Genomic DNA, 24,109 nt, shown 5'->3' on the forward strand with positions numbered 1-24,109 from the left:
GTGAGTCTGGTTCGTATCAATAATGGCTCGCTTGCCTATGGTTATACCCCTCTGCTGCAGCAGGCAGATTTCAGTATTGAAGCTGGCGAGCGGGTCTGTATTGTCGGCCGTAATGGCGCCGGCAAATCCAGCCTATTGAAGGTCTTGGCAGGAGAAGTCCTGCTTGATGATGGTGAGTTCAATATCGCCACCGATGTTAAAGTCAGCCGCCTGCAACAGGACCCACCCAAAGCGGAACAGGGCACTGTCTATTCTTATATTGCCGCCGGTCTGGCTGATGTGGGCCAACTGCTTGAAGAATACCATCAGCTGTCGCAGTCTATGGCCAAGGCCCAGGGTGAAGCGCTCGAGAAAATGCTGAAAAACCTCGAGCGGTTGCAATCCAAGTTGGATCACTTCGATGGTTGGCAGCTCGACAACCGTATTCAGCAAAACTGTCGGCTGCTGGGGTTGGACCCGGATAAACCTCTGTCTGAACTCTCCGGTGGTTGGCAACGTAAAGTTGCCCTGGCCAGAGCCTTGGTGAGTGAGCCGGATTTGTTACTGCTTGATGAGCCTACCAACCACCTGGATATCGACACCATAGAATGGCTGGAACAGTTTCTGTTGGGATATAAGGGCGCCATCGCCTTTATCAGTCACGACCGTGGCTTTATTCAGAAGATAGCCACCCGCATAGTGGATCTGGACCGCGGAGTGGTTACCTCCTGGCCTGGTGATTACCAGAGTTATCTCGATGGTAAGCAGGAGTGGCTCAGGGTTGAGGCCGAGCAAAATGCGCACTTCGACAAGAAACTCGCCGAGGAAGAGGTGTGGATCCGTCAGGGGATCAAGGCTCGACGTACCCGTAATGAAGGCCGGGTGAGGGCTCTCAAGGCCTTGAGAATGGAGCGCCGGGCCCGGCTGGAACGCCAGGGCAATGCCAGAATGCAGGTGTCTGAAGCCGATCGCAGTGGCAAGTTGGTGTTTGAGGTGCAGGATCTCAATTACAACCTGGCAGATAAGGACTTGGTGCGAGACTTTTCCACCAATGTGATGCGCGGCGATCGCATCGCACTGATTGGCCCCAACGGTTGTGGTAAATCCACGCTTATCAAGTTGTTGATAGGTCAGTTGGCGCCGCAGAGTGGTGAAATCAAGACGGGCACCAAGCTGGAAGTCGCCTACTTTGACCAATACCGCGAAGCCTTGGATCCGGAAAAGACGGTTGAAGAAAACGTCGGCGAGGGTAAGAGCACTGTTACTGTTAACGGCAAAGACAGGCATATCCTCAGTTATCTGCAGGACTTTTTGTTTTCACCCATGCGGGCCCGTACACCGGTCAAGGCGCTCAGCGGCGGTGAGAAAAACCGCTTGCTACTGGCCAGACTGCTGCTCAGGCCGGCCAACCTTATCATTCTCGATGAACCGACAAATGATCTTGATATAGAGACACTGGAATTGCTAGAGTCTCTGCTCACTGAATATGAAGGTACTCTGCTGCTTGTCAGTCATGACCGGGCCTTTATTGATAATACGGTCACCAGTTCCTGGTGGTTCGGTGGCAACGGCCGTTGGAGTGAATATGTCGGCGGCTATCAGGATGCGGTTGCCCAAGGGGCACGTTTCTATCGCGACGCTGAGGAACCTGAGGCGGCTAAGCCTGTCAAACAGGAGGTTGCGCCGCAAAAAGCCGCAGAACCCAAGACAGCCAAAAAGCTTTCCTATAAGCTTCAACGTGAGTTGGATGCTTTACCTGCCTTGATGGAAACTCTGGAGCAGGAGTTGGAACAGCTGCAGGAGCGCGTCAATCAGCCGGACTTTTATTCGCAGGATCAAGCTATTGTGAGCAGCGAATTGCAACAGTTGGCAGAGAAAGAACAGCAACTGGAGGCTTACTTCGAGCGTTGGGAAGAACTCGAGTCAATGAAGTAAGCTCAAAAATTTAAATGGGAATCAAATTAATGAAGTTGAATAGTGCGCTGTCATTGGTGGCCATGGGGGTTATCAGTGTATTACAGGTATCGCAGGCGGCTCCTGTCTATGAAGTCGTCAACCTGGATGAATATGATCTCAAAGGTAACCTGACCGATACTCGTACTGGTTATGGTATGGGCGTTAATGCCAATAATGAAGCCATAGGTGTAGCCAAGGGCAAGAAAAAGCTCAGCACCTCGGATGTGGATAATGATGACGGCATTATCGACATTGAAGATGGTATCGCCCCAGAGGAAAAGATCACCTATTCCATCAATGATCCCATCATTGCCAATAACTTCACCTTCAACTCTCAGGAAAACGATCCTGCCAGTCCCTGGACACCCAATTTCGAGAGTGTAAACGGTAGCACGCCGCCTGCGGATACCGACCCTGCCGATCCGGCCAGTGTCAATTCGGTCGATAGTTTCTTCTACGACGTCAATGACGCCGGTATTCGTGTCGGTGCCATGACAGGTAAAGAGAAGAAAGTCGACTACACCGGAGAAACCGAAGGGCAGGAGTACTGGTATTACCGTGACTTCGAGCAGCGCGGTTTTGTTAAAGACGGCAGTACTGAAGTGCCGCTGTTGCCGCCTTATACCACTTATACCAAGGACGACAAGACGGCCGAGCTCGGCGGTTGGTCCATGGCATCAGCCATCAACAGCAACAACCTGGTTGCCGGCTATGCCAGTACCGCCATCAGTAACTATGGCGCCGAACGGGCCGCGGCTTGTCTCAGTGACGACAACACGCTGCCGCTGGATGTGTGCTTGCAGCGGGAAAAATATCCCAACGCCAACAACACCCGCAATATCCAGTACCAGATGCGTGCCTATGTCTGGCAGTATGACAATGGCGCGGTTACCGGCACTGAGCTGCCACTTGGTCTGACTCCCGGTGATTCAGACTATACCTTTACCGCTCAAGGGCTGGGGCTGAACAACTCTGGAGTTGTTGCCGGACGCTCCCATGTTTATCGTTATAACGATTCAGACAACCTGAGAATGGATGCGGCCTACTGGAGTAAAGATGCCAATGGTGAATACAAGTACCATTGGATCCCGGTTGTCGATGATGATGTGCGCAACTCCATTGCCTATGATGTCAATGATGCAGGGATCTTGGTCGGTAGCTACAACAAGTACATTCAGGGTTATATCCGCGATAAGTTCTTTATCTATGATACCAATAACCCTGAGACCAAGCCGGTTACCCCCAATGATTTCTACAACACCATGTCTGATCTCTCCAGCAAGCCCAGAGATATCAACAACAAAGGTCAGGTCGTGGGTTATATCGAGTCTACCCATGACAAGGATAAACCAAGACCCAAGGTGGGTTTCCTGTTTGACAAAGAATCCGGTGAGTTCAGTAATCTCAATAAGCTGCTGACCTGTGAGTCCAAAGGCTATGAGAAAGATGCCGAAGGCAACTGGAAACGCCATGAAGTGAGTGTTGAAGATGGCTCAGGCAAGACCCTGACCTACAACACTGACATAGTGGTGGTGGAAGCCAACAGCATCAATGAGGAAGGCACCATAGTAGGTACCGCCTTTATCCGTAAGCCTTCTTACCAGTTTGATGAAAAAGGTAATTTGGTGATCGGTGAAAACGGCAAGCCGCTGTTTGAGCTTAACGGTAACGGTCAGCCAGTGACTTCTTATCTGCCGCGTATGGTTGTTCTTAAGCCCAGTGGCAGTGGTGAAGCTTGTACTCAGGTGGACGACGGTGATATCGATAAGCCGTTTGAGCGTTCCGGTGCGGCCAGTTTGGGTTGGTTGGCATTGCTGCCGCTGATCTGGTGGCGCAGACGCAAAATTTAAGCTTAGTTTAAGCCTGTGAGATCGGCGCCCAAAAGGCGCCGATTTTTTTTAATCAGGATCTCAATAGTTTAAAATTTCTTCGCTATAATTGGCGATTTTTTGATTGATCTCGGCGTTGAAAAGTTCTATTCATAGCAAGTGAAGCTGATGCTTCTATGTAAAATAGTACAGAGGACGCTTGCATGAAGAGACAAAAACGAGATCGTTTAGACCGAGCCTTTTCGAAGGGATTCCAAGCCGGTGTCGGCGGCCGCTCCAAGGAGCTTTGTCCTTATTCGAATCTTGATTCTCGCTCCCAGTGGCTAGGAGGCTGGCGCGAAGGGGTAGAAGGCCGGATAAACGGCCTGTTCAATAAGTAATTCAGCAAGACTGCCCTCCCAGATGAGGGCATTTTTATAGCGCTCTGAAAACAACAAGGTCGGCAATTGCCGACCTTGTTACTTGTATTCGATGGCTTTAGAAGGTTGAGGTATCGCTGAATACACCCACTTTCAGATCCGTGGCCGAGTAGATCTCTCGGCCATCTACTTCCAAAGTCGCATCGGCAATACCCATCACCAGTTTGCGGTGTATGGTGCGCTTGATATTAAGCTTATAAGTCACCTTCTTGGCGCCTGGCAGCACCTGGCCGGTAAATTTGACCTCGCCTACACCAAGTGCACGGCCTTTACCCACAGCGCCCTCCCAGGCAAGGAAAAAGCCAACCAGTTGCCACATGGCATCCAGTCCCAGACAACCTGGCATAACAGGGTCATCAACAAAGTGACAGCCAAAGAACCAGAGATCCGGGTTGATATCCAGTTCCGCAACAATTTCACCTTTACCGAAGGCTCCGCCGTTGTCGTTGATGGTGACGACTCTGTCGATCATCAACATGTTGTCCACGGGCAGGCGAGGGGAGTTCTTGCCAAATATCTCACCATGGCCGCAGGCGATGAGCTCTTCTTTGTTGAAACTGTTTGCTTTAGTCATTGTTGTTACCACATCCTTCATCAAGTGCCGCCAAGATTAGCGAACAGGTGTAAGCCAAACAACTCCGATCAGCTACTTATTGGCGAAAAAATGGCAATCTTGCCAGCAAGCTCGCAAAATAGCCCGGTTCTTCATCAAGATTGCCTGCCAACTTGTCCAGTCGTTGTTGCACCATGCCGTATAAAGTGTCTTCGGGGAAGTTGTTGTCTTCGTCTGCTTCCCCGGCCTCTATCCCCATCAACAGAGTGACAGCTTGGTCGACATGAGTGATTTCGTAGAGCAGGAATTGACCTTGCTCTACCGCCGCTATGATCTCGGGTGCCAGGTTGAGTTGCTGCACATTGGACTTGGGCATAATCACCCCTTGGCTGCCGGTCAAGCCACGCCTGTCGCAGAGCTTGAAGAAACCCTCAATCTTCTCGTTGACACCGCCGATGGCCTGTACGTTGCCGAACTGATCAAGCGCACCTGTTACAGCCAGTCCTTGGTCTATTGGCTGTTCGGTTATCGCCGAGATCAGGCTGCAATATTCGGCCAAGGAGGCACTGTCGCCGTCAATCTCCTGATAGGACTGCTCAAATACAATATTGGCATTGAGGTGCAAGGGCGCGTCGCGGCCAAATACCCGATAGAGACATGCGGACAGGATCATCATTCCCTTGGCGTGGATATTGCCCGCTAACTCAGATTTCCGCTCAATGTCGGCCACTTCACCATCACCATAATGCACCGATGCCGTGATCCTGGCCGGCTCGCCGTAGCAATAATCCAAGGTGTCTATCACTGTCAGGCCATTGATTTGCCCCACCATAGCACCCTCAGTTGGCAAATAGATGAAGGCGTCATCAAGATTTTGTGCCGACTGCTGTTCTTGGGCGTTATGTCGCTGCTGACGTTGTGCCAGGGCATGTTCAATGGCGTGGGCATCCAGCGCTTGCCCCTGGCTGTAAAAAGCAGCTTCAGCGAACACTTGTGCCAAATCTGCGCTAGCGAGGCTCAAACGCTGCTGATGCTCTGTCAGGCGACTGCTGTATCTGAGCAGAGGCAGTAAGGCCGACTCGGTCAGTTGACAATGACTGAGCTTGGCCAGCTCTGCCAGCCAGGCTACATAGGCATTGACAGTAACCTTTTGCAAATCAACTTCAAATACCAGCTCGCCAAGCAGGGCGAACAACTCGCTGAATCTGCGCTCATGGTACCTGAGCTCGCTGTAGAGCAGACTCGAGCCCACCAATACAACTTTGGCTTGCAGTGGCTGCCATTGTCCCTGAAGCTCGAAGCCACCTTTTTCGATGGCATCCAACAATAGCTCCCACAAAGGCTCTCGTTTCCACAAGGACTCGGCGCAGATAAAAAGTAGTCCGGGCTTTGCGAGGGCTCCCGGTTGCCTTGATGGTTGACTATCCGGATAGCCGAGTAGCTGTGCCCGGGTAATGCGACCGCTTAAATATTGCATCGGCATTTTGCTTTGGGCGCTCAGGGCTTCAAACAGCCAAGTGCGGTGGATACCCTGGAAGTCTGCCAGGAAGAGCTGTTGTCCTGATAAGGTTTGCAGCAGACCAAAGGCGTCTATGACTCTTTCCTGTCCAAGTAATAGATCTGTCAGTTGGCTCGATGTGGGAAGCTGCAGATTGGAGTATTGAGGGGTAAGGGCCCCGGCCGGGATCAAGCTAGGCTTCATTGTGGCTCAAAGTCATTTAAAGATAAGCTGATTTTACCACAGGGGTGACGGAGCGGCATGGTAAATCTCCATTCTGGAGCGGCTTTTATTGTGCGATATGAGTTCCGTTTGAATCTTTCGGATGGCTGAGATTTAGGCATATGAACATATTTTTAGAAATAAGGGTTTACAACGGCTTAGTGAGCTTATAATATTTGCGCCGTTCCGGAGGGGTGGCAGAGTGGTTGAATGCACCGGTCTTGAAAACCGGCATGGGTTTATAGCCCATCCAGGGTTCAAATCCCTGCTCCTCCGCCATATTCAGAGAAGCCCGCTTGTGCAAACAGGCGGGCCTTTTCGTATTTAGTTTTGATGATTGCTACTGGCTAGGTACACTTGGAGAATTGCTGGGTTTATAGCGCCGTCATGCAGGGTTCAAATCCCTGCACCTCCGCCACATTCAGATAGGCCCACTTGTGCAAACAGGCGGGCTTTTCGTACTTGGTTTTGATGATTGCTATTGGCCAGGTACCACTTAGAGTATTGAGGGTTTATAGCGCCATTATGCAGGGTTCAAATCTCTGCTCCTCCGCCACATTCAAATAGGCCCGCTTGTGTAAACAGGCGGGCTTTTTAGTATTTGATTTTGATGATTGCTATTGGCCTGGCCCCACTTAGAGTATTGCTGGGTTTATATAGCGCCGTTATGCAGGGTTCAAATCCCTGCTCCTCCGCCACATTCAGATAGGCCCACTTGTGCAAACAGGCGGGCTTTTTCGTATTTGGTTTTGATGATTGCTATTGGCCGGGCACCACTTAGAGGATTGTTGGGTTTATAGCGCCGTTATGCAGGGTTCAAATCTTTGCTCCTTTGCCACATTCAGAGAGGCTCGCTTGTGCAAAAAGGTGGGCCTTTTTGTATTTCCGTTCCTATGCCAGTCATAGACTTAAAGTCGCCAATAGAGTAGGGGTTCTCAACCCAATCCACTTGTTTGTCCAGCGACTACATCAACGATACTCAGATCTATCTGACGGGGTTGGGACAGTTTATAGCCTTGAAATGCTCAACTAAAAGCCGCTTTGTTTAACGAATAAGCAGTTGGAATAAAATGATTTATTAAAGGTTTACACGCTTTTGGGTTGGATATACTATTTGCGTCGTTCCGGAGGGGTGGCAGAGTGGTTGAATGCACCGGTCTTGAAAACCGGCATGGGTTTATAGCCCATCCAGGGTTCAAATCCCTGCTCCTCCGCCATATTCAGAGAAGCCCGCTTGTGCATACAGGCGGGATTTTTCATGCCTGATTTCCATATCTATCCAAGCCAGTTGTCTTTCTGACTGAAGCGTAACAGGGTTTATAGCGCCGTTATGCAGGATTTAAATCTCTGTACCTCCGCCATATTCAGAGAAGCCCGCTTGTGCAAACAGGCGGGCTTTTTCATGCCTGATTTCCATATCTATCCAAGCTAGTTGTCATTCTGACTGAAGCGTAACAGGGTTTATAGCGCCGTTATGCAGGATTTAAATCTCTGTACCTCTGCCTTATTCTGAGAGACCCGCTTGCGCAAATAAGCGGGCTTTTTCGTGTCCCAGTTTTAATGATTGCTACTGGAAAATCAGTTCTGTGTTAGAGCTCACCTACACAGTTTCAAGACCATAAATTTTCCTCTTAATTCAGACAGAGAGGCTATCTCGTTCCAATAGGCTTTAAGTGGGCATTTAGGTATGCTATTAAGCACTTTTATGTCTACTTGATTGGATTATGGATATCAGTACTGCTTTGCAACGGCTGCACAGTTTTGATCGTAAAGGTATTTATGTTTATACCAAGGGGAATCTCAGGCGGCTATTTTTTGATGATACGGCAGAAGCGTTTAAGCAGAGCCTGCCGAGGTTGATAAAGCAGGGGATCCTGGAAAGGCCCTGCCGCGGTGTATACCTGTTTGCACTGAGCCGGCGAGATAGTTACGCGGTAGAGCATATCGCCTGTGCACTGCGGCGCGGTGAGTATAACTATGTTTCGCTGGAATCGGCCCTGTCTGAATACGGTGCGATTTCGCAGATCCCTATCAGCTACATTACCGTGATGACCACAGGTCGAAAGGGAGTTTTCAAGACACCCTATGGCACTATCGAATTTACCCATACCCAGCGCGATGACATGGATATTTTGCATAATACCATCAAAATTCCGCAAAGGCCGCTGCGTATGGCTACAGAAGCGGCTGCCCTGAGAGATTTGAAACGGGTTGGCCGGAACTTACATATGTTGGTTGAATCCTAACCGGCTCAATGTTGACCAGAACCTATTTGTCTTTCTGCCAAGGCATTGTTGCACTGATTTTGGCATTTTATTGCCTTGGCAAGAGAATTTTTATGCAACAAAAGGGAAGATTGTTGCACTTTATCCCTTATCCAAGTCAACATAAGAATGAGTTTCTTTTATAATCATAAAGTTAACTTGAGCTTTTCTATTGTCGGCAGATGGGCTAAATTATCCCAAAGGCTTCGAAGAATCAGGGCTACACGAAAAGGCCGACAATAATAAGGTGGGTTGAAGTTGATATCCGTATATTTGGTGGATGACCATGAGTTGGTCAGAACCGGGATCCGCCGGATCCTCGAAGATGAGAAAGGCATTAAAGTTGTAGGGGAAGCCGGTGATGGCGAAGCTGCTGTGCAGTGGAGCAGGCAGAATGAAGCCGATGTGATTTTGATGGATATGAATATGCCCGGAATAGGGGGGCTTGAGGCCACCCGTAAAATTCTGCGTTACCAACCCCATGCCAGAATCATAGTATTGACTATTCACTCAGAGGACCCTTTCCCGACCAAGGTGATGCAGGCCGGTGCTTCCGGTTATTTGACCAAGGGAGCCAAGCCGCCGGAGGTGATCCAAGCCATTCGGCAGGTGGCTCACGGGCAGCGATATCTGTCACCGGAAATTGCCCAGCAGATGGCCTTGAGTCAGTTTGATCAGACAGATGAGAACCCCTTCAAGTCGTTGTCTGAACGGGAACTGCAGATCATGATGATGATCACCAATGGTGAGAAGGTCAATGATATCTCCGAGCAGCTGAACCTCAGCCCTAAGACGGTTAACAGCTACCGCTATCGCTTGTTTGCCAAACTGGGGATCAGCGGCGATGTGGAGCTGACCCGATTGGCGATTCGGTATAAAATGCTCGACACCGGGCAGTTCTGATTTACACAGGGAGCCATGGCTCCCTCTTTCTTTGTTGTTTTCTGTCCCTGAAATCTTTATCTCTTCAGCCGTTATTCATAGAGTGGGTTCATGCCGCAGGAATTCAATCCCAAGCTTTTTCTTAAAAATCTGACCTCAGCGCCGGGCGTCTATCGTATGTACGACAGCGGCGGTAGCGTGATTTACGTGGGCAAGGCCAAAGATCTCAAGAAACGGCTCTCGTCTTATTTTCGCAAGAATCTGCCCAATGTGAAGACTCAGGCGCTGGTGTCCCATATCGCCAATATCGATGTGACACTGACTCACAGTGAAACCGAAGCACTGATCCTGGAAAACGATTACATCAAGCAGTACTTGCCGAAATACAATGTGCTGCTCAGGGATGACAAGTCTTACCCCTTTATTTTGCTGAGCCAGCACAGGCACCCCAGGCTTGCTTACCACAGGGGGCCGCAACGGGAGAAGGGGCAGTATTTCGGGCCTTATCCCAATGGCGGTGCGGTGCGTGAAAGCCTGCATTTGATGCAGAAACTGTTTCCTATTCGTCAATGTGACGATCTCTACTACAAGGCGCGCTCGCGTCCCTGTTTGCAGTACCAGCTCAAGCGTTGCAGCGCCCCTTGTGTCGGCAAGGTCTCGGACGAGGAATATCTGGAGCAGGTCAAGTTGGCGACCCTGTTTCTCAAGGGCAAGGATCAACAGGTGCTCAGCGCCTTGGTCAAGAAAATGGAGCAGGCGGCCGAGTCCATGGCCTACGAGCAGGCGGCACGCTATCGGGATCAGATCATGGCGCTCAGACGAGTGGCCGAGCAGCAGGAAGTGTCATCCAGCCATGGTGATCTTGATGTGATTGGGGTGCACTACGCCTCAGGGATGGCCTGCTTCCACCTGTTGTTTATTCGCGAGGGCAAGATTTTCGGTAGCCGCAGCTACTACCCCAGCGTGCCGGCGCAGACCGAAATGGCTGAGGTGCTCAGAGCCTTTATGCTGCAGTTTTATCTCAATGTCGATATTCAGCGTACTATCCCGCGGGAAATTCTCCTGAGTGACGGCTATGAGGAGCTGGAAGAGCTGGAGCAGGTGTTAATGGACGCGCTGAACAAGAAAGTGGCCATCCGCACCCGGGTCAGGGGTGACAGAGCAGGTTATCTGCGCCTGGCCAAGACCAATGCTACCAATGCCGTCAATACCAAGCTGGCCCACCGCAATACGGTGGAGCAGAGATTCCTGCTGCTTGAAGAGGCGCTTGAACAAAGCACCCCGATTAAGCGTATGGAGTGCTTCGATATCAGTCATACCATGGGGGAGAGCACTGTGGCCTCCTGCGTGGTGTTCAATCGTGAAGGGCCGGACAAGAGCGAATATCGGCGCTACAACATCAAGGGCATTACTCCCGGTGATGATTATGCAGCAATGAAGCAGGCCTTGACTCGCAGGTTTGATAAAGTCAATGCACAGGGCAAGATCCCGGATATTGTCTTTATCGATGGCGGCCTTGGGCAACTCAGAATGGCCCAGGAAGTGGTCAACGAAAAGTTTGTCGGCATAGAGGCCGTACCCACGCTTATCGGGGTCGCCAAAGGTGAAAGCCGCAAACCCGGGTTGGAAACCCTGATCTTCGGTGATACCGAAGAGAGCTTTTCACTGCCGGATGACTCACCGGCGCTGCATCTTATTCAACATATTCGCGATGAATCACACAGGTTTGCGATTACCGGTCATAGAAATAAACGCCAAAAGACCCGCAACACCTCAAGCCTTGAGTCTATCCCGGGGATTGGCCCGAAAAGACGCAAGGCTTTGCTGCAATATCTGGGAGGATTGCAACAGGTGAAGGGGGCAAGTGTGGCGGAATTGGCAAAAGTGCCCGGGATTAGTCCAGAAATGGCTCAAACGATACACGATGCATTGCGGGGGTAGTAAAAATCAGGCAAGATTGGCGCTGCTTTTGATTATTTGGTTTTATCATGCCGTTTAATATACCCATCGCCCTTACCTGGTTTAGGCTGTTCTTACTGCCTGTTTTTGTTCTGGTATTTTACTTACCGTACAGTTGGGCGCCGTTTGTGGCTGCATTTGTTTTCTGGCTCGCAGCCATTACCGACGCCTTGGATGGGTATGCGGCCCGTAAACTGGAGCAGTCCACTCGTTTTGGCGCCTTCCTGGATCCTGTGGCCGATAAGCTGATGGTGACCACGGCCCTGGTGCTGTTGGTTGAAGACTACAATACCATCTGGCTGACCTTGCCGGCGCTGTTTATGATAGGGCGTGAGCTGGTGATATCGGCGCTGCGTGAGTGGATGGCCGAGATAGGTAAACGCGGTGCTGTGGCGGTATCCTGGATTGGCAAGTACAAGACGGCAGCCCAGATGGTGGCAATTATTGGCCTTATCTGGAAGCAGGGCGACTGGATGATCTATACCGCCTATGCCTTGCTGTATGTGGCGGCTTTCTTAACCTTCTGGTCGATGATCAGTTATATCAAGGCCGCCTGGAAGGATCTGATAGCAGGTTAAACGGTGCTAGTTTGTGCCCGATTGCACAATAATGTTTCGATAAGATTATTTAGTGTCCAAGCAAACAGTTAAGCACTAATTCTTCGTTGACAGTCGGGGTTAAAAGCGTAGAATGCCAATCCGTAGTCAGGGCTGGCTCTGAATACAAAACGAAGCAAGAAAAGTGATGCGACATTAGCTCAGTTGGTAGAGCGGTACCTTGCCAAGGTACAGGTCATCGGTTCGAACCCGATATGTCGCTCCAATCTCACACAGCACCTCAATGCTGTGACCCCAAAAAGGCGCGATGGCAGAATGGCTATGCTGCGGATTGCAAATCCGTCGATCTCGGTTCGACTCCGGGTCGCGCCTCCAAATTTAATCCCCCTTAATTGAATTCCCTCAAAGTCGTTCGAAGCAAACTTAGCCCTTGTTTTCATACCAAGTTTACGTTCGTTAATAGCTGCTGACTTTTATCACATCAAATCCCGGTTCAACTGTCAGATACAAGCGTCAGTATTGATATCTTTGGCCGGAAACAAGCATGACTATTGATGCAGGGGGCAGAGGGCCTGCCCCGAGAACGTATTACTCTGGCTGCAGAGCCTGTTTCAGCGAAGGGGAAGCCTTAAAGCTAGGCTGATTGCTGCCGGCAATCTCCAAAGGTTCACCGGTTTGTGGGTTACGGCCGTTGCGGGGAAGGTGGTATCTGAGCTCGAAAGTGCCAAACTGCGGCAGATAAACCTTCTCGCCTTCACTGAGTGCCTGGGTAAGGCTAGCCAGAATATGCTGCAGTTGCACTTTGGCTTGAGCCTTTGAGATCTGTTGTCTTTCGGCCATCTGCCGAATGAGCATTTGTCTGTTCATTATATTGCCTGTTACTGCTTTGGCAGGATTTTATATCAGAATAATCTCCATGATCACAGGCTTGTGCTGATAAGTGATTAATTATCAATCGCTAATAATCATTGACTTGCCAATGTCCTATGTTAATCAAGGGTCGTTCAGCCAATTGTCAGCAAAATATCATCGAATCACGGCGCATATTTGCCATAATTGAGCTTATGTCCCGGGAGGCCGATATGACAAAGCGCGTGTTAATGCCTTTACTGATCATTCTACTCCTCAGCGGCGCGGCATATGCAGTTAAAGCCGATGATGCCGCTATCAGGATCCTGAATAATCAGCTGCAGTTGCTGGCTCTGCTGCCTGAAGGGCAGGAGTTTGCCGATGATTTACGTTCCATGAGCCGCGGCGATCTTAACCTTCAACTGGAGTTGCGTGAGGGGATTGAACAGGATATTGCAGCCTTCTGGAAGCGTCGTGGCGTTCCTTTGGCCTTCAACACGCTACCCCTTGACGCCAATTCGCTCAGCCGGGCGCTGGCGCTGGAACCTCAGGAAGACGACTATCTGGCAACCAGCAGCCGGATCCGCTATCTCATTTGGCTCGCTGAGCGGCATCAATGGCCCAGGTTGGATCCCGGTGGTTGGCTGCGCCCTGGCGACAGTCATCTGCTGATCCCAACAATTGCGAAGCGTCTATATTGGCTTGGCGATCTCAGCAGCGAGCCGGGCGATAACAAGGTTTATTCACCGCAGGTGGCCTCGGCGGTAGAAGCGTTTCAATCCCGTCATGGGCTTAAAACCGATGCCATCATAGGCCCTGATACGCTGCGTTGGCTCAATACTGAACCATTGCAACGTGCCCGCATGCTGGCCGGCAACTTCGTCGCCCGCACCGTCTACAAGCAGCAATTGGGAAAGCGCTATCTGTTGGTGAATATCCCGGCGTTTGAGTTGACTCTCGTGGATGACAACCAGGTGCAGTTACGCTCCCGGGTCATAGTCGGCAAACCCTATCGGCAAACACCACTGCTCAGCAGTGAGGTATCCAATATCGTTTTAAATCCTACCTGGACTGTGCCAAGGGGTATACTGAGGCGCGACTTACTGCCGCAGATCCGCAAGGATGGCGAATATCTGCAGCAGCGGCATTTCAATGTCTATGACTATCAGGGCAATAGAGTGGAAGAAAGCGCCGCAGCCTGGCAAAAAGAGGCGAGTGGCCGTTTCCCTTATCGTTTGGTACAACAACCGGGGGCCGATAATGCCTTGGGACGCTATAAGTTCCATTTCAGCAATGGCTTTAATGTTTATCTGCATGACACACCGGACAAGCATCTGTTTGCCAAAGCCAATCGAGCCCTGTCTTCCGGTTGTATCCGGGTCGACAAGGTGGAAGAGTTGGCGTCCTGGATGGCCAATAATCTGGTGCGGGACAAGAGAACCTGGCAGCGGATGCAAAGTGACTATCAAACCACTCAATGGTTTGCCTTTGAGCAGCGCCTGCCTGTTCATCTGGTTTATTGGACTGCGTGGATGGATGAGCGGGAAACAGCGCAATTTCGCAGTGACATCTATCAATTGAGCCCGGGAGTTAAGGTGGCACTTGGGGCGCAGACAATAAGGAATACTGAATTGGCCCACAAGGCAGAGCAGCGTCAGGGAAGTGAGGAGCATTTGCTGCGTCCTTGATAAACAGTATCTTTGGGACGCCTAACCCAAGCTTTACTAACTTAATGTGGTGCAAGGAATTATCTCGATTTCTGTCTAGTTCATCTCAAAAGGCCGCGGCGCTGCCTCTAAATCGGCGCTTGACCTTGGCGTTAATCCCGTATAATTTGCCGCCTTGTGGTTGTTTTTTGTGCAAGGTGAATAAGTGTCAGTAGTATGTCCTGCCCGTAGGCAGTTGTTGATGGGCCTTGGCGGCGCGGCAATGGTTTCTATGCTTCCTTCAAAAGCGATGGCGAGTCGGTCTACTAAAGGTAGTCGATATCTGAGTTTTTATAACCGGCATACAGGGGAGCGTGGCGATGGGACTTATTGGAAAGACGGTCATTATCAGAGTAACACTCTGTCGCAGTTCAGCCATCTGCTGAGAGATCATCGGCTGAATTTGGCGGCCCCTATGGATAAACGCCTGTTCGATCTCCTGTTCAACCTGCAGCAGACGCTGTCGGTTTCTGAAGAGATCCATGTGATTTCAGGTTATCGCTCGCCTAAAACCAACGCCATGCTGGCCGGCAAGAGTAACGGCGTAGCCAAGAAGAGTTACCATATGCGGGGTATGGCAATGGATATCGCGATCCCCGGCGTTAAGCTTGAGACTTTGCGTGAGGCTGCCCTGTCATTAAAACTAGGGGGAGTCGGCTATTATCCGAAGTCGGGATTTGTCCACGTTGACTGCGGGCCGGTGCGCAGCTGGTAGGTTTTTCCGGCACAGAGAGATTGGTTTCTGCCCTGCGGATAAAGCCCTGTTCGCGGGGCTTTCTATCTTCAAGCAGTGCCAGCAGCTCGCTGAACTGCAATCTGAGACGTAACAGCTCGCGGGTTTGCTGCCAGTCGGCGACCAAGGTGTTGAGTCTGTCATAAAAGAGAGCGTCTGAGCTCAATTGCTCGATAAGATCCGGGCAGTTGCAGGCACGCATCAAATGTAACAGATGGCCGCTTTTCTGCTGATTACAGGCGAGAAACTCCAATAAAATCAGGTCGAGCTTCTCCTGTTGAAACGGAGCATGTTCGATCAGGTAATGGAGTTCCGCTGCCAGTTTATAGCACAGGCTATCATCCCGTATCAGTTGCTGCAGATTGGCGTTCATCGGCCTGCTTCATGTAATAAAACCAGATTACTGAAAGCAGGGTAGCAGCAGGGCGATGGAAAAATTGTGATCTCGATCAGGGTAAAACCTCTGCTAAGCAATGGCTTTTCTTAATGATTACAGATGTTACAGATGAGCAACAGCGGGAGAGAGAAATTGACTTCACTTTTACCTGTAAAGGGTAAATCAGCTTGTCGGCTCAGTTACCTCTGTGCTAGTATTCGCCCGCTTTATATGAAGGCCGCTATTGGTCGAAAATAGTGGCCAGTTATTGACTATCAAAAGAGTATTATTATGTCTTACACTATTCCAGCACAAACCCGCACTGAGATTGGGAAAGGTTCGAGCCGCCGCCTGCGTCGTGACGGGAAAGTTCCAGCCGTTATCTATGGCGCCGGCAAAGAAGCCGTTGCTATTGTGTTCGAGCACAAAGATATCATCAACATCCAAAGCAACGATGACTTCTACACCAGCGATCTGACCATAGTTCTGGACGGCAAAGAAGTTAAAGTACGCGCTCAGGCTATGCAGCGTCACGCGTTCAAGCCAATGATCGAGCACGTAGACTTCGTTTACGCTTAATCGATAATTGGATGTTGAAAAGCGCCCTCAGGGCGCTTTTTTTATGTCTGCATTTTGGGTTTTGAGCAGCGGGGACAGCTAATTAGGCTTTAAGTCGCATTTTATGTCCAGGCCGGATGGGATAAGTAGCGGATACCCGCAAGGCTGACATCCGCTACCATGAGTGTTTACAGCTTAAAGATCAAAGCTGTAGTAGATATCCAGTGACTGGCCCAGAGTGCCGGATACACTTTCCAGATAGAGCTGCGACAACAGATAGTAGCGTACCGTCATTTCATAACCCGGATTGAATACACCGACACCATATTTGATCATCAAATCTTTGCCAATATAGCCGCTGATGGCGACTTTACCATCATCATTGGTATCCAACTGCACATTGGAGAAGCCAAACATCTCTACCAGGCCGGCCGCCGTGTCGCCCAGGCTCGAAATGGCGCCGCCATCGACCTGGGAGCTCAGCGACAGTGCTGCGCCCATCATCAATGAGTTGTTTTGCTCATTGCCGGAGCCAAAACCTTTACCCTGAACAATATAGGAGAGGATTTCGGCCTGCTCCTTGGCAGGGTTGGAAAACAGGGTCACTATCGGTTTGTTGGGAGTGCCTGTAATACGTACCCCGGCGGTGACATCTTCATCGCGGATCTCCCGGATAGCCTCGATATTGAGGTTGGGGATTTGCATAGGCCCAACAAACTGCACCGCACCTGTGGCAATTTTCAGCGTCTGCCCCATGAATTTATAGCTGCCGTTAACTACCTTGATATCACCAAAGAGTTGCGGCGGCTTCTGCGGCGATTGCTGCATCCGTAAGGTACCCACCAACATCCCTTTGAGACCCATACCATCGATAGCCAGCTTATCACCGACATCAATATTCAGATCGGCGCTCAAGGCCATGGAGGATGCCTTGGTCTCCTGCTCGGAAATAGAGTCGCTGAATACCACATCGGATGATACGCTCACCCCTCCGGCCGGCAGTTGCACCACCTTGATATTGCCAGAAGGCACCTTGACCTCACCCTTGATATCGAGCGCGTCCAGGCTGAAATGCAGTTGAATATCCGGGCTGACATTGACAATCGCCAGTGGTGGTTGAATGACACCGAGCTCTTGCCCCTTGAGCTGGATATCACCGCTGAATTGTCCTTCAGGCCAGCGCAGTTGACCGCTGAGGTTCGCCTGGCCACTGCCCATCATCCACTGGCCCTGGAGCTCGGCGGTTTGGCCGGCAAAGGCCATATCCAGTGATATCTGCTCCAGTCTAGTGGGGTTGACTGTACTGGCCAGGGCTCCATCGCGTAGGTTAAGTTGACCACTGAGCTCTGGGTTGTTGAGGCTGCCAGCCAACTTCAAGTTGGCGCCGAGTAAACCCTCAATGGTTTCAAGTTGTGGCATGAACTGGCCAAGCAGTTGTAGATTGATTTTTTCAATATTGACGTAACCACTGAGGCTGCGATCCGGAGTGACCTTGATATCCAGCTGGCTTTCCCAGCGGGCGAGAGCATCGGAATTGAACAGAATATGGCTTCTCAGCGCATCATCATCCAGGGTGGCGTTGAGTTTCAACGCCTGATAGTCGACGCTGGCACTGGCTTGCTGTTTGCGTTTAAGGCTGACTTTCCCGGGAGCCAACTGGAAGTCGAGCTTACCCTGCGGACGCGCGCCGGGTTTCCAGGCGATGGCGGCATCCATCAAGGCATCACCCTGCCAGCTGAACTGCTCGGGTAACAGCTTGGCGAGCAGTTGCCCGGGTTGCCCCTGATAATGCAACTTGGCTTCACCCTTGTCACTGAGGCTGACATTATCGGTCAGGCAGAGTCTGCTGGATGGGTGACTCAAACAAAAGGCGCTGAGTTCGCCCCGGTTCTGCTTGAGATCCCAGTTCAGTGACACTGTTTGTTCAAGCTGCCACAGCCCCAGAATGGATCCCAAGTTGAATTTGCTGAGTTCCACCTTGGCCTTTTGTTTGGCGAGATCCAGCTTGCTGTGGATGGCAGTATCCAGCTGCAGATCGCCCTCGGTTTCCAGCCCCAGTTTCTGTTGCTGTTCATTACCCTTGGCTCTGAGAGTGATGCCATCGAGATGAATACCTGCGCCGTCAAATTCACCTGTCTTCAGCGATAGGGCAAACTCATGCAGATCCAGCGGTGCATAGAGCGCCTTGAGTTGACTGCCGCTGAGTTTGAGATCGCCAAATCTGATGCTCTGGGTATTGGCCTTGAGCTGTACCTGCGGGTGTTTGGCATCGCCCACCACCTGGATATCTGCCGTCAAAGCACCGAAAGCGTCAGGATGCCAGAGATTGAAATCGGGCACGTCCAGCGTGGCACTGAGATCCCATTGCTCTTTGGCGCTGCCTGACAGGTCCAGGCGGGTATTGAGCGCCCGCAGCGATAATCCCTGGCTGCTGAGCTGCAGCGAATCATCTATATCCAGATCGCCTGTCAGTTCAAAGGGTAGGCGGTCCAATGAGCCCTGAAGCTGGGTCTGCTTCAGACTCACTCGCCACTTGCTATCCTGCCAGCGACCACTGCTGGCCAGCTGTCCGCTGATATCGCTGGACGGGATCACCGGCGTATCTACCGCCAGACTTTCTTCAGATTTGCCCTCGTCAGCTTGGCTTTGTGCACTTGTTGCCTCGTTGTCACTCTTACGCTTGTTGTGGGCAACTTGGCTATTTGGGTCTTTTTCCTTCGCAGCTTCTTCGGTAGAAGGCAGGGTTATTGCGCCGCTGTTGAAGTGTGAAAGCGCAAGATTTGCATCCCAGGCGATGCCATCGGCGTAATCCAGCGTACCCTGGAGTACAAGTTTACCGGCACTGCTGTCACTGTTGAACTCTTCAATCTTGAGTCTTTGGCCTTGATGCGCCAGGCGGGTATTGAGGCTGAGCTCAGGGTAGAAGGGAGTGCTTATCTGAGCGACCACACTGGCGGCCTGTTGCTTGAGGCTGCCGCGGCTTTCCAACGCCAGTCCGCTGACACTGTACTGAGCCAGATCAAAGGGCCAATGCAGTTCCCCTTCTGAGATGTTCACTGAATATGGCAGTTCAGGGTTGGCGAGATTGACGCTGGCATTGAGTGCCAGGCTCTGCTCGCCACTGAGTTTGGCCTTGAGCTGCAAGTCGCTGAAATCTCCTTTGAGGGCGAGATCCAGCTGTTGCTGCTCGAGTCCCGGTAGTTCAGGTAAACGCTGTAACTCCAGTTGTACCGTCAGTGCCATGGGCCAATGTTTATCCAGAGTCAGTTCACCTTCCAGCGACAGACTGGCATCTGTGTGTTTGGCATAAAACTCGTTGACTCGCAGCTCAGCGCCGATGTAGCTGGCGCTGAGACGCAGTTCCTCAAACCTATCATCCCGCCCCATGATCTGCAGGCGTGAGTCCTTTAGCTCGGCATGCTTTAAATAGATGGGGAAGGGCATGGCAACGTTTGGCATCTGCGCCAGCGCCCATTCATCAGTCTCACTCTTTGGTGCCGCTTTTTGTTGCTTGGCCACTGCGGCTGATTTGTCTTTGTCTGTCGCTTGCGCTTCTGCCGCATTAGCCTCAGGGATCAGCACGCTGAGTCCGCGACTTTCAAGCTGGATGATCTGCAAACCACTTTCCTGCCAATTGGCTGCTGTATTAAATGCCGCAGCATCAAAATGCATCTCATCGACCCGCACTTGAATATCCGTGATGCTTGCTTGTTTCAGGCTGATGCCAAAGGGCAGTACCAGTTCTCCCGAACTTGTCGCTTCTTCCTCTGTGGCTGAATCTGAGGCGAAGGCCTTGGTGTCTATGTCGACCTGGGTTGTTGTCAACTCCAGGGCGTCGACACATAACTGCTTTTGCAAAAGGCAGGCAGGCTGCCAGGCAAGGGTAACGGCATCTGCATCGACACTGATGCCGTCCATCTGCCAGTGTACCTGTTTGAGTTGCAGCTCCCGGTTCAGGGTGCCGGAAGCATATTCCAGCTCAAGATCCGGCACCAGAGCACTGGCAAGAAATACCGCCAAATGGCTCCCGGGTGCCGTGCCCAGCAAGAGTGCCAACAGCACCAGCAAGCCGAGCGGGATATACAAAAGTGTGCGGGTGAACCACCTCAAGGACTTGAGCCACAGGGGGCGCGTCTTTTTCGCCACTTGCTTGCTGCTTGGGTTGGGTTCCTGTGGCATTGGGGCTTGACTCATAATTCTGTCCCCATGGTCAGGTGAATACGCCAGGGCCTGTCTTCGGCATCGGATTCGTGCAGGCCAAAGCCCACATCCAGTTTGATGGGGCCTATGGGGGATATCCAATGAATACCACCGCCCACGGAAACCACAGGTTCAAATTGACTGACATCAAAGGCGTTACCTGCGTCGACAAAGGTACCCAGCCGCCAGCTTGGGGTCAGGTAGTATTGATACTCCAGGCTACCGACCGCCAGATAGCGGCCACCGACCACCTCCCGTGAAAGACCACCCTGATCATTGGTGTAATCCAAGTGAGGCCCAAGCTCCTGATAGCTGTAACCACGAATACTCTGATCGCCACCGGCGAAGTAGCGCAGCGACGGCGGGATCAAGGCCAGATCGCCTTCGGCCGCCAGGTTGACCCCGAGATCGAGACGGGAAACAAATCTGTGCTTTTCAAAGAAAGTCTCAATCCATTTGAATTTGGCCTGCATCCGAGTCAGGCGGATCTCTGAACCCAGTGAAGGATCGGCATATTCAATACTGTAAAGTTGCCGGAAACCCGACTTGGGATCCAGGCTGTTATCGCCGCGTATGGTCTTGGACAGCGTGGTACCAAACAGCAAAAATCCAGGATCATAATCAATATCCGACTGGGTGTAGCTTTCCTGAATCGCTTCCAGCGAGTAGCTCAGTAGCCAACCGTTATGCAGGCGTTTGCTGCGGCCAACCCCGAGAAGCTTCTTGGTCGATTCCAACTGACCTGTATTGCTAAAGTCCCTGTCCTCAGGAACATAGTCCTGAGTTACGCCGTATTTGTCCCTCAGCAGACCGACGCGGATCTTGAGCTGATCATCCAAAGGATGAGTCAGGGGAATAGTATAGGTAGAGAGGAATTTGGGTCTGTCTCTCGACCACTCTATGCTGGTCTCCTGGGAATGGCCGTAACTGTTGATCTGCGGGGTGCGCCAGGTCACCCGGACCCTGGGATCCAGGCTGCTGTCTGTGCTGGACCCGATGTCGGCACCCAGACCCAGCTCTATGGAGTGATCCGGTCTTGGGGTCAACTCGACCCGTACCGGGATGCTGTCTTCTGTCAACTTGTCGATTTGGGGCAACACCTTGATATTGGCAAAATAGCCGGTATCCAGCAGCTCCTGATTGAGCCGCGTGAGCTTGCGGGTACTGTAGGGCGCGCCGGGTTTGAATGGCAACAAGTCATCGAGCAACTGCGGCTGCAGACTGTGGCCTTCAAAGCTAACTTCACCAAATTGGTAACGCTTGCCCGAGTCAAAAAACAGGTTGAACTGTGCCAGATTGAGGTCGCGATTAACGCGGATCTCTGATTTTTGATAATGGCCATCAAAATAGCCCCGGGCCAGCGCCAGCGAAATAAGCTGCGACTTTATCTGTTCATAATCGCCGTGGTTGAGGGGATCGCCGGGTTTGACCTTGACCTGACTGAGCCAGCGGTTGATCCAGGGGTCGTTGAGTACTTCGCCTTCGAGGCGGATATCGACCCACTGCAGACGGGTAACTTCTCCCGGAGTGATAGTGAGCTTGAGCTCCCACGGCCCTTGTTCGCTTTCCTTGAGCTCTTGTTCCAACTTGCCATGGTAATAACCCATGGATTCCAGCGCGGCCTCAACGCTGTCGCTGACATTAAATAGATAGGCACGGCGCTGCACCTTGGACTCCGGAAAGTTGCCCAAGTGTGCGCGGATATTTTTCTCAAGCTCGCCCGAAACCCCTTCAATGCGGAGATTAAGCAGAGGATCATCGGCGGCCACTACCTGGGAGCTTGCCAGCATGATCGACGCAAAACTCAGGATATACGCGGGAAAGCGACTGTATTTGGTCAAGGAAATCAGAACTTTTGCTTAGCGTAACATTGCTGCTATTGTCGCCTCTGATCTTGGCTCAGGCAAGTAACAGATTGCCATCCAGGCATAAAATGGTTACAAAGGCAGCAGTCGTTAATATGGAAGCAATACAATGAAAACAAAAATAAAAACTCTTGCCCTGAGCCTGGGACTCCTGTTACCTGGGTTGCTGCCGGCCTGGGCGGCCGAGGTTCCTTTTGCGATTGCCATTCATGGTGGCGCCGGCACTATTTCCAAGGCGGCCTTGACTGAAGAGCAGCAAAAAGCCTACCGCGACAAGCTGACGGAAGCCGTCAATGCCGGTTATAAGGTGCTGGATAAGGGCGGCGCCAGTATGGAGGCGGTGCAGGCTGCCATCAGGGTGCTGGAAGACAGTCCCTTGTTTAATGCCGGAGTCGGTGCCGTGTATACCTTTGATGGTGCTCATGAACTGGATGCCTCCATTATGGACGGCAAGAGCATGAATGCCGGTGCAGTGGCCGGGGTTAAACATATACGTCATCCAATCGATCTCGCCAGAGCCGTGATGGACAAGTCAGAGCACGTGATGCTCTCGGGGGCGGGCGCCGAAGAGTTCGCCCTGACGTTGGGAATGGAGCTGGTGCCCGGCAATCGCTTTGACAGCGAAGCGCGCTATCAGCAGCTTCTTGATGCCAAGGCCAAAATCAACGCCGCCGAAGCCAATAAAGACTTTCAGGCGCGTCTTAGCCCTCTGGATCTCGATTACAAGTTCGGTACCGTTGGCGCAGTGGCATTGGATAAGCAGGGCAACCTGGCAGCCGGGACCTCGACCGGCGGCATGACAGCCAAACGTTATGGCCGCATCGGTGATTCACCTGTGATAGGTGCCGGCACTTATGCCGAGAACGGTGTCTGCGCCGTTTCGGCGACCGGCCACGGTGAGTACTTCATCCGTTTCCATGTGGCCGGCGATATCTGCGCCAGGGCCAAATATCAGCAAAAATCGATTTTGCAGGCTGCCGATGAAGTGATCAACCAGCGGCTGATCTCTGCCGGCGGCAGTGGCGGGGTGATCGCCATTGACCAAAGGGGCAATGTGGCAACGCCGTTCAATACCGAAGGTATGTACCGTGCCTGGCGCAAGAGCAATCAAGCGGCGGAAGTGATGATCTGGCGGGATAACTAAAATTTTGGATTGAGGCAATCGCTGTTGGCTTGAACCCCAAGGGCAAAATATTGGCTACACTGAACAATGAAGCCGTTTTGAACTTGGGGAAAGCTATGGATTCGATAAAAATACGTGATCATATGGACCGTCAGCCTGTGTTGCTGAAGGCGGATATGTCGATAGCCACTGCGGTGGAAAAACTGCTTGAGGCCAATAAGGGCGGGGCCCCCGTGGTGGATGCCAGCGGCAGTCTGGTGGGCTTTTTGTCACAGCAAGACTGCATGGCCGCCATGCTCAAGAGCAGTTATCACTGCGATCTGACCGCCGTGGTGCGCGACTGCATGCGCGCCGATGTCCTTTGGGTCAGGCCGGATGACAGCATATTGCAGCTGGCCGAGCAGATGCTGGGGCAGAAGCCGAAAATATACCCTGTGGTGGAAGATGGCCGGGTGGTGGGCACCATCAACCGTACCAATGTGCTCAAGGCCATGAATATCTATATGCAGCAGTGTTATTTGACTCCGGCCTGACAACTGCGCTTGATTTGACTGAAATTTGGGCATTATCAGTCAGTAAGC

The 24,109-nt window shown here is 51.6% G+C and carries 17 protein-coding genes, 4 tRNA genes and 1 pseudogene; 16 read left to right on the top strand and 6 right to left on the bottom strand.

Going from position 1 to position 24,109, the window contains the following annotated elements; genetic code table 11:
* From E1N14_RS10115 to rmf, 3 genes are all read left to right on the top strand, one after another.
* On the top strand, positions 1 to 1,914 hold the full coding sequence (locus E1N14_RS10115; RefSeq protein WP_044734386.1) for an ABC transporter ATP-binding protein: 1,914 nt from the start codon (positions 1 to 3) through the stop codon (positions 1,912 to 1,914).
* A 29-nt stretch (positions 1,915 to 1,943) separates the two neighbouring features.
* The gene (locus E1N14_RS10120; protein ID WP_025009631.1) at positions 1,944 to 3,785 is read left to right on the top strand and encodes a DUF3466 family protein; all 1,842 of its coding nucleotides are present in this window, start codon (positions 1,944 to 1,946) and stop codon (positions 3,783 to 3,785) included.
* Positions 3,786 to 3,967: 182 nt separating this feature from the next.
* Positions 3,968 to 4,144, top strand: coding sequence for a ribosome modulation factor (gene rmf, locus E1N14_RS10125; protein ID WP_081737068.1), 177 nt, complete (start codon positions 3,968 to 3,970; stop codon positions 4,142 to 4,144).
* A gap of 97 nt (positions 4,145 to 4,241) precedes the next feature.
* Here the strand turns inward: rmf and fabA are convergent, their stop codons facing one another.
* Positions 4,242 to 4,757: a bifunctional 3-hydroxydecanoyl-ACP dehydratase/trans-2-decenoyl-ACP isomerase gene (gene fabA, locus E1N14_RS10130; protein ID WP_025009632.1), complete on the bottom strand. Its 516-nt coding sequence runs from the start codon at positions 4,755 to 4,757 to the stop codon at positions 4,242 to 4,244.
* A 76-nt stretch (positions 4,758 to 4,833) separates the two neighbouring features.
* Positions 4,834 to 6,438, bottom strand: a complete 1,605-nt coding sequence (locus E1N14_RS10135; protein ID WP_062794002.1) for a Lon-insertion domain-containing protein — start codon at positions 6,436 to 6,438, stop codon at positions 4,834 to 4,836.
* A gap of 206 nt (positions 6,439 to 6,644) precedes the next feature.
* On the opposite strand from E1N14_RS10135, the gene E1N14_RS10140 reads away from it, so the two are divergent.
* The 8 genes from E1N14_RS10140 to E1N14_RS10175 all read left to right on the top strand — a co-directional run bounded on the left by E1N14_RS10140 (position 6,645) and on the right by E1N14_RS10175 (position 12,493).
* A tRNA-Ser gene (locus E1N14_RS10140) sits at positions 6,645 to 6,735 on the top strand.
* A gap of 847 nt (positions 6,736 to 7,582) precedes the next feature.
* Positions 7,583 to 7,673 (top strand) — tRNA-Ser (locus E1N14_RS10145).
* A 507-nt stretch (positions 7,674 to 8,180) separates the two neighbouring features.
* A complete protein-coding gene (abiEi, locus tag E1N14_RS10150) occupies positions 8,181 to 8,702 on the top strand; it encodes a type IV toxin-antitoxin system AbiEi family antitoxin (protein ID WP_025009634.1) in 522 nt (173 codons plus the stop codon).
* Between the two features lie 276 nt (positions 8,703 to 8,978).
* Positions 8,979 to 9,623, top strand: a complete 645-nt coding sequence (gene uvrY, locus E1N14_RS10155; RefSeq protein WP_025009635.1) for a UvrY/SirA/GacA family response regulator transcription factor — start codon at positions 8,979 to 8,981, stop codon at positions 9,621 to 9,623.
* Between the two features lie 90 nt (positions 9,624 to 9,713).
* Positions 9,714 to 11,543 (top strand): excinuclease ABC subunit UvrC, encoded by a 1,830-nt coding sequence (uvrC, locus tag E1N14_RS10160; RefSeq protein WP_062793455.1) that lies wholly within the window; start codon positions 9,714 to 9,716, stop codon positions 11,541 to 11,543.
* 47 nt (positions 11,544 to 11,590) lie between these two features.
* The gene (gene pgsA / locus E1N14_RS10165; protein ID WP_025009636.1) at positions 11,591 to 12,139 is read left to right on the top strand and encodes a CDP-diacylglycerol--glycerol-3-phosphate 3-phosphatidyltransferase; all 549 of its coding nucleotides are present in this window, start codon (positions 11,591 to 11,593) and stop codon (positions 12,137 to 12,139) included.
* A 168-nt stretch (positions 12,140 to 12,307) separates the two neighbouring features.
* Positions 12,308 to 12,383 (top strand) — tRNA-Gly (locus E1N14_RS10170).
* 36 nt (positions 12,384 to 12,419) lie between these two features.
* Positions 12,420 to 12,493, top strand: a tRNA-Cys gene (locus E1N14_RS10175).
* A 213-nt stretch (positions 12,494 to 12,706) separates the two neighbouring features.
* Here E1N14_RS10175 and E1N14_RS10180 read toward each other — a convergent pair.
* A pseudogene (locus E1N14_RS10180) lies at positions 12,707 to 12,997 on the bottom strand (HU family DNA-binding protein); the annotation flags it as partial.
* A gap of 203 nt (positions 12,998 to 13,200) precedes the next feature.
* Between E1N14_RS10180 and E1N14_RS10185 the strand changes: the two are divergent.
* Together E1N14_RS10185 and mepK are read left to right on the top strand one after the other, a co-directional pair.
* Positions 13,201 to 14,655, top strand: coding sequence for a L,D-transpeptidase family protein (locus tag E1N14_RS10185; RefSeq protein ID WP_082813101.1), 1,455 nt, complete (start codon positions 13,201 to 13,203; stop codon positions 14,653 to 14,655).
* 184 nt (positions 14,656 to 14,839) lie between these two features.
* Positions 14,840 to 15,388 (top strand): peptidoglycan L,D-endopeptidase MepK, encoded by a 549-nt coding sequence (gene mepK / locus E1N14_RS10190; protein ID WP_081737067.1) that lies wholly within the window; start codon positions 14,840 to 14,842, stop codon positions 15,386 to 15,388.
* Here mepK and E1N14_RS10195 read toward each other — a convergent pair.
* Positions 15,276 to 15,779, bottom strand: coding sequence for a hypothetical protein (locus E1N14_RS10195; RefSeq protein WP_025009639.1), 504 nt, complete (start codon positions 15,777 to 15,779; stop codon positions 15,276 to 15,278). The two genes, mepK and E1N14_RS10195, sit on opposite strands and share 113 nt — an antisense overlap.
* 294 nt (positions 15,780 to 16,073) lie before the next feature.
* On the opposite strand from E1N14_RS10195, the gene rplY reads away from it, so the two are divergent.
* On the top strand, positions 16,074 to 16,361 hold the full coding sequence (gene rplY / locus E1N14_RS10200; protein WP_025009640.1) for a 50S ribosomal protein L25: 288 nt from the start codon (positions 16,074 to 16,076) through the stop codon (positions 16,359 to 16,361).
* A 174-nt stretch (positions 16,362 to 16,535) separates the two neighbouring features.
* Here the strand turns inward: rplY and E1N14_RS10205 are convergent, their stop codons facing one another.
* Together E1N14_RS10205 and E1N14_RS10210 are read right to left on the bottom strand one after the other, a co-directional pair.
* Positions 16,536 to 20,534 (bottom strand): translocation/assembly module TamB domain-containing protein, encoded by a 3,999-nt coding sequence (locus E1N14_RS10205; RefSeq protein ID WP_062793456.1) that lies wholly within the window; start codon positions 20,532 to 20,534, stop codon positions 16,536 to 16,538.
* Positions 20,531 to 22,330: an autotransporter assembly complex protein TamA gene (locus tag E1N14_RS10210; RefSeq protein ID WP_081782885.1), complete on the bottom strand. Its 1,800-nt coding sequence runs from the start codon at positions 22,328 to 22,330 to the stop codon at positions 20,531 to 20,533. Before E1N14_RS10210 ends, E1N14_RS10205 begins: the two co-directional genes overlap by 4 nt.
* 184 nt (positions 22,331 to 22,514) lie before the next feature.
* On the opposite strand from E1N14_RS10210, the gene E1N14_RS10215 reads away from it, so the two are divergent.
* Positions 22,515 to 23,549, top strand: a complete 1,035-nt coding sequence (locus E1N14_RS10215; protein ID WP_062793457.1) for an isoaspartyl peptidase/L-asparaginase family protein — start codon at positions 22,515 to 22,517, stop codon at positions 23,547 to 23,549.
* A gap of 95 nt (positions 23,550 to 23,644) precedes the next feature.
* On the top strand, positions 23,645 to 24,061 hold the full coding sequence (locus tag E1N14_RS10220; protein ID WP_025009641.1) for a CBS domain-containing protein: 417 nt from the start codon (positions 23,645 to 23,647) through the stop codon (positions 24,059 to 24,061).
* The last annotated feature ends 48 nt before the right edge of the window (positions 24,062 to 24,109 follow it).

It is taken from the genome of Shewanella algae (assembly GCF_009183365.2).
Taxonomy (GTDB): Bacteria; Pseudomonadota; Gammaproteobacteria; order Enterobacterales; family Shewanellaceae; genus Shewanella; species Shewanella algae.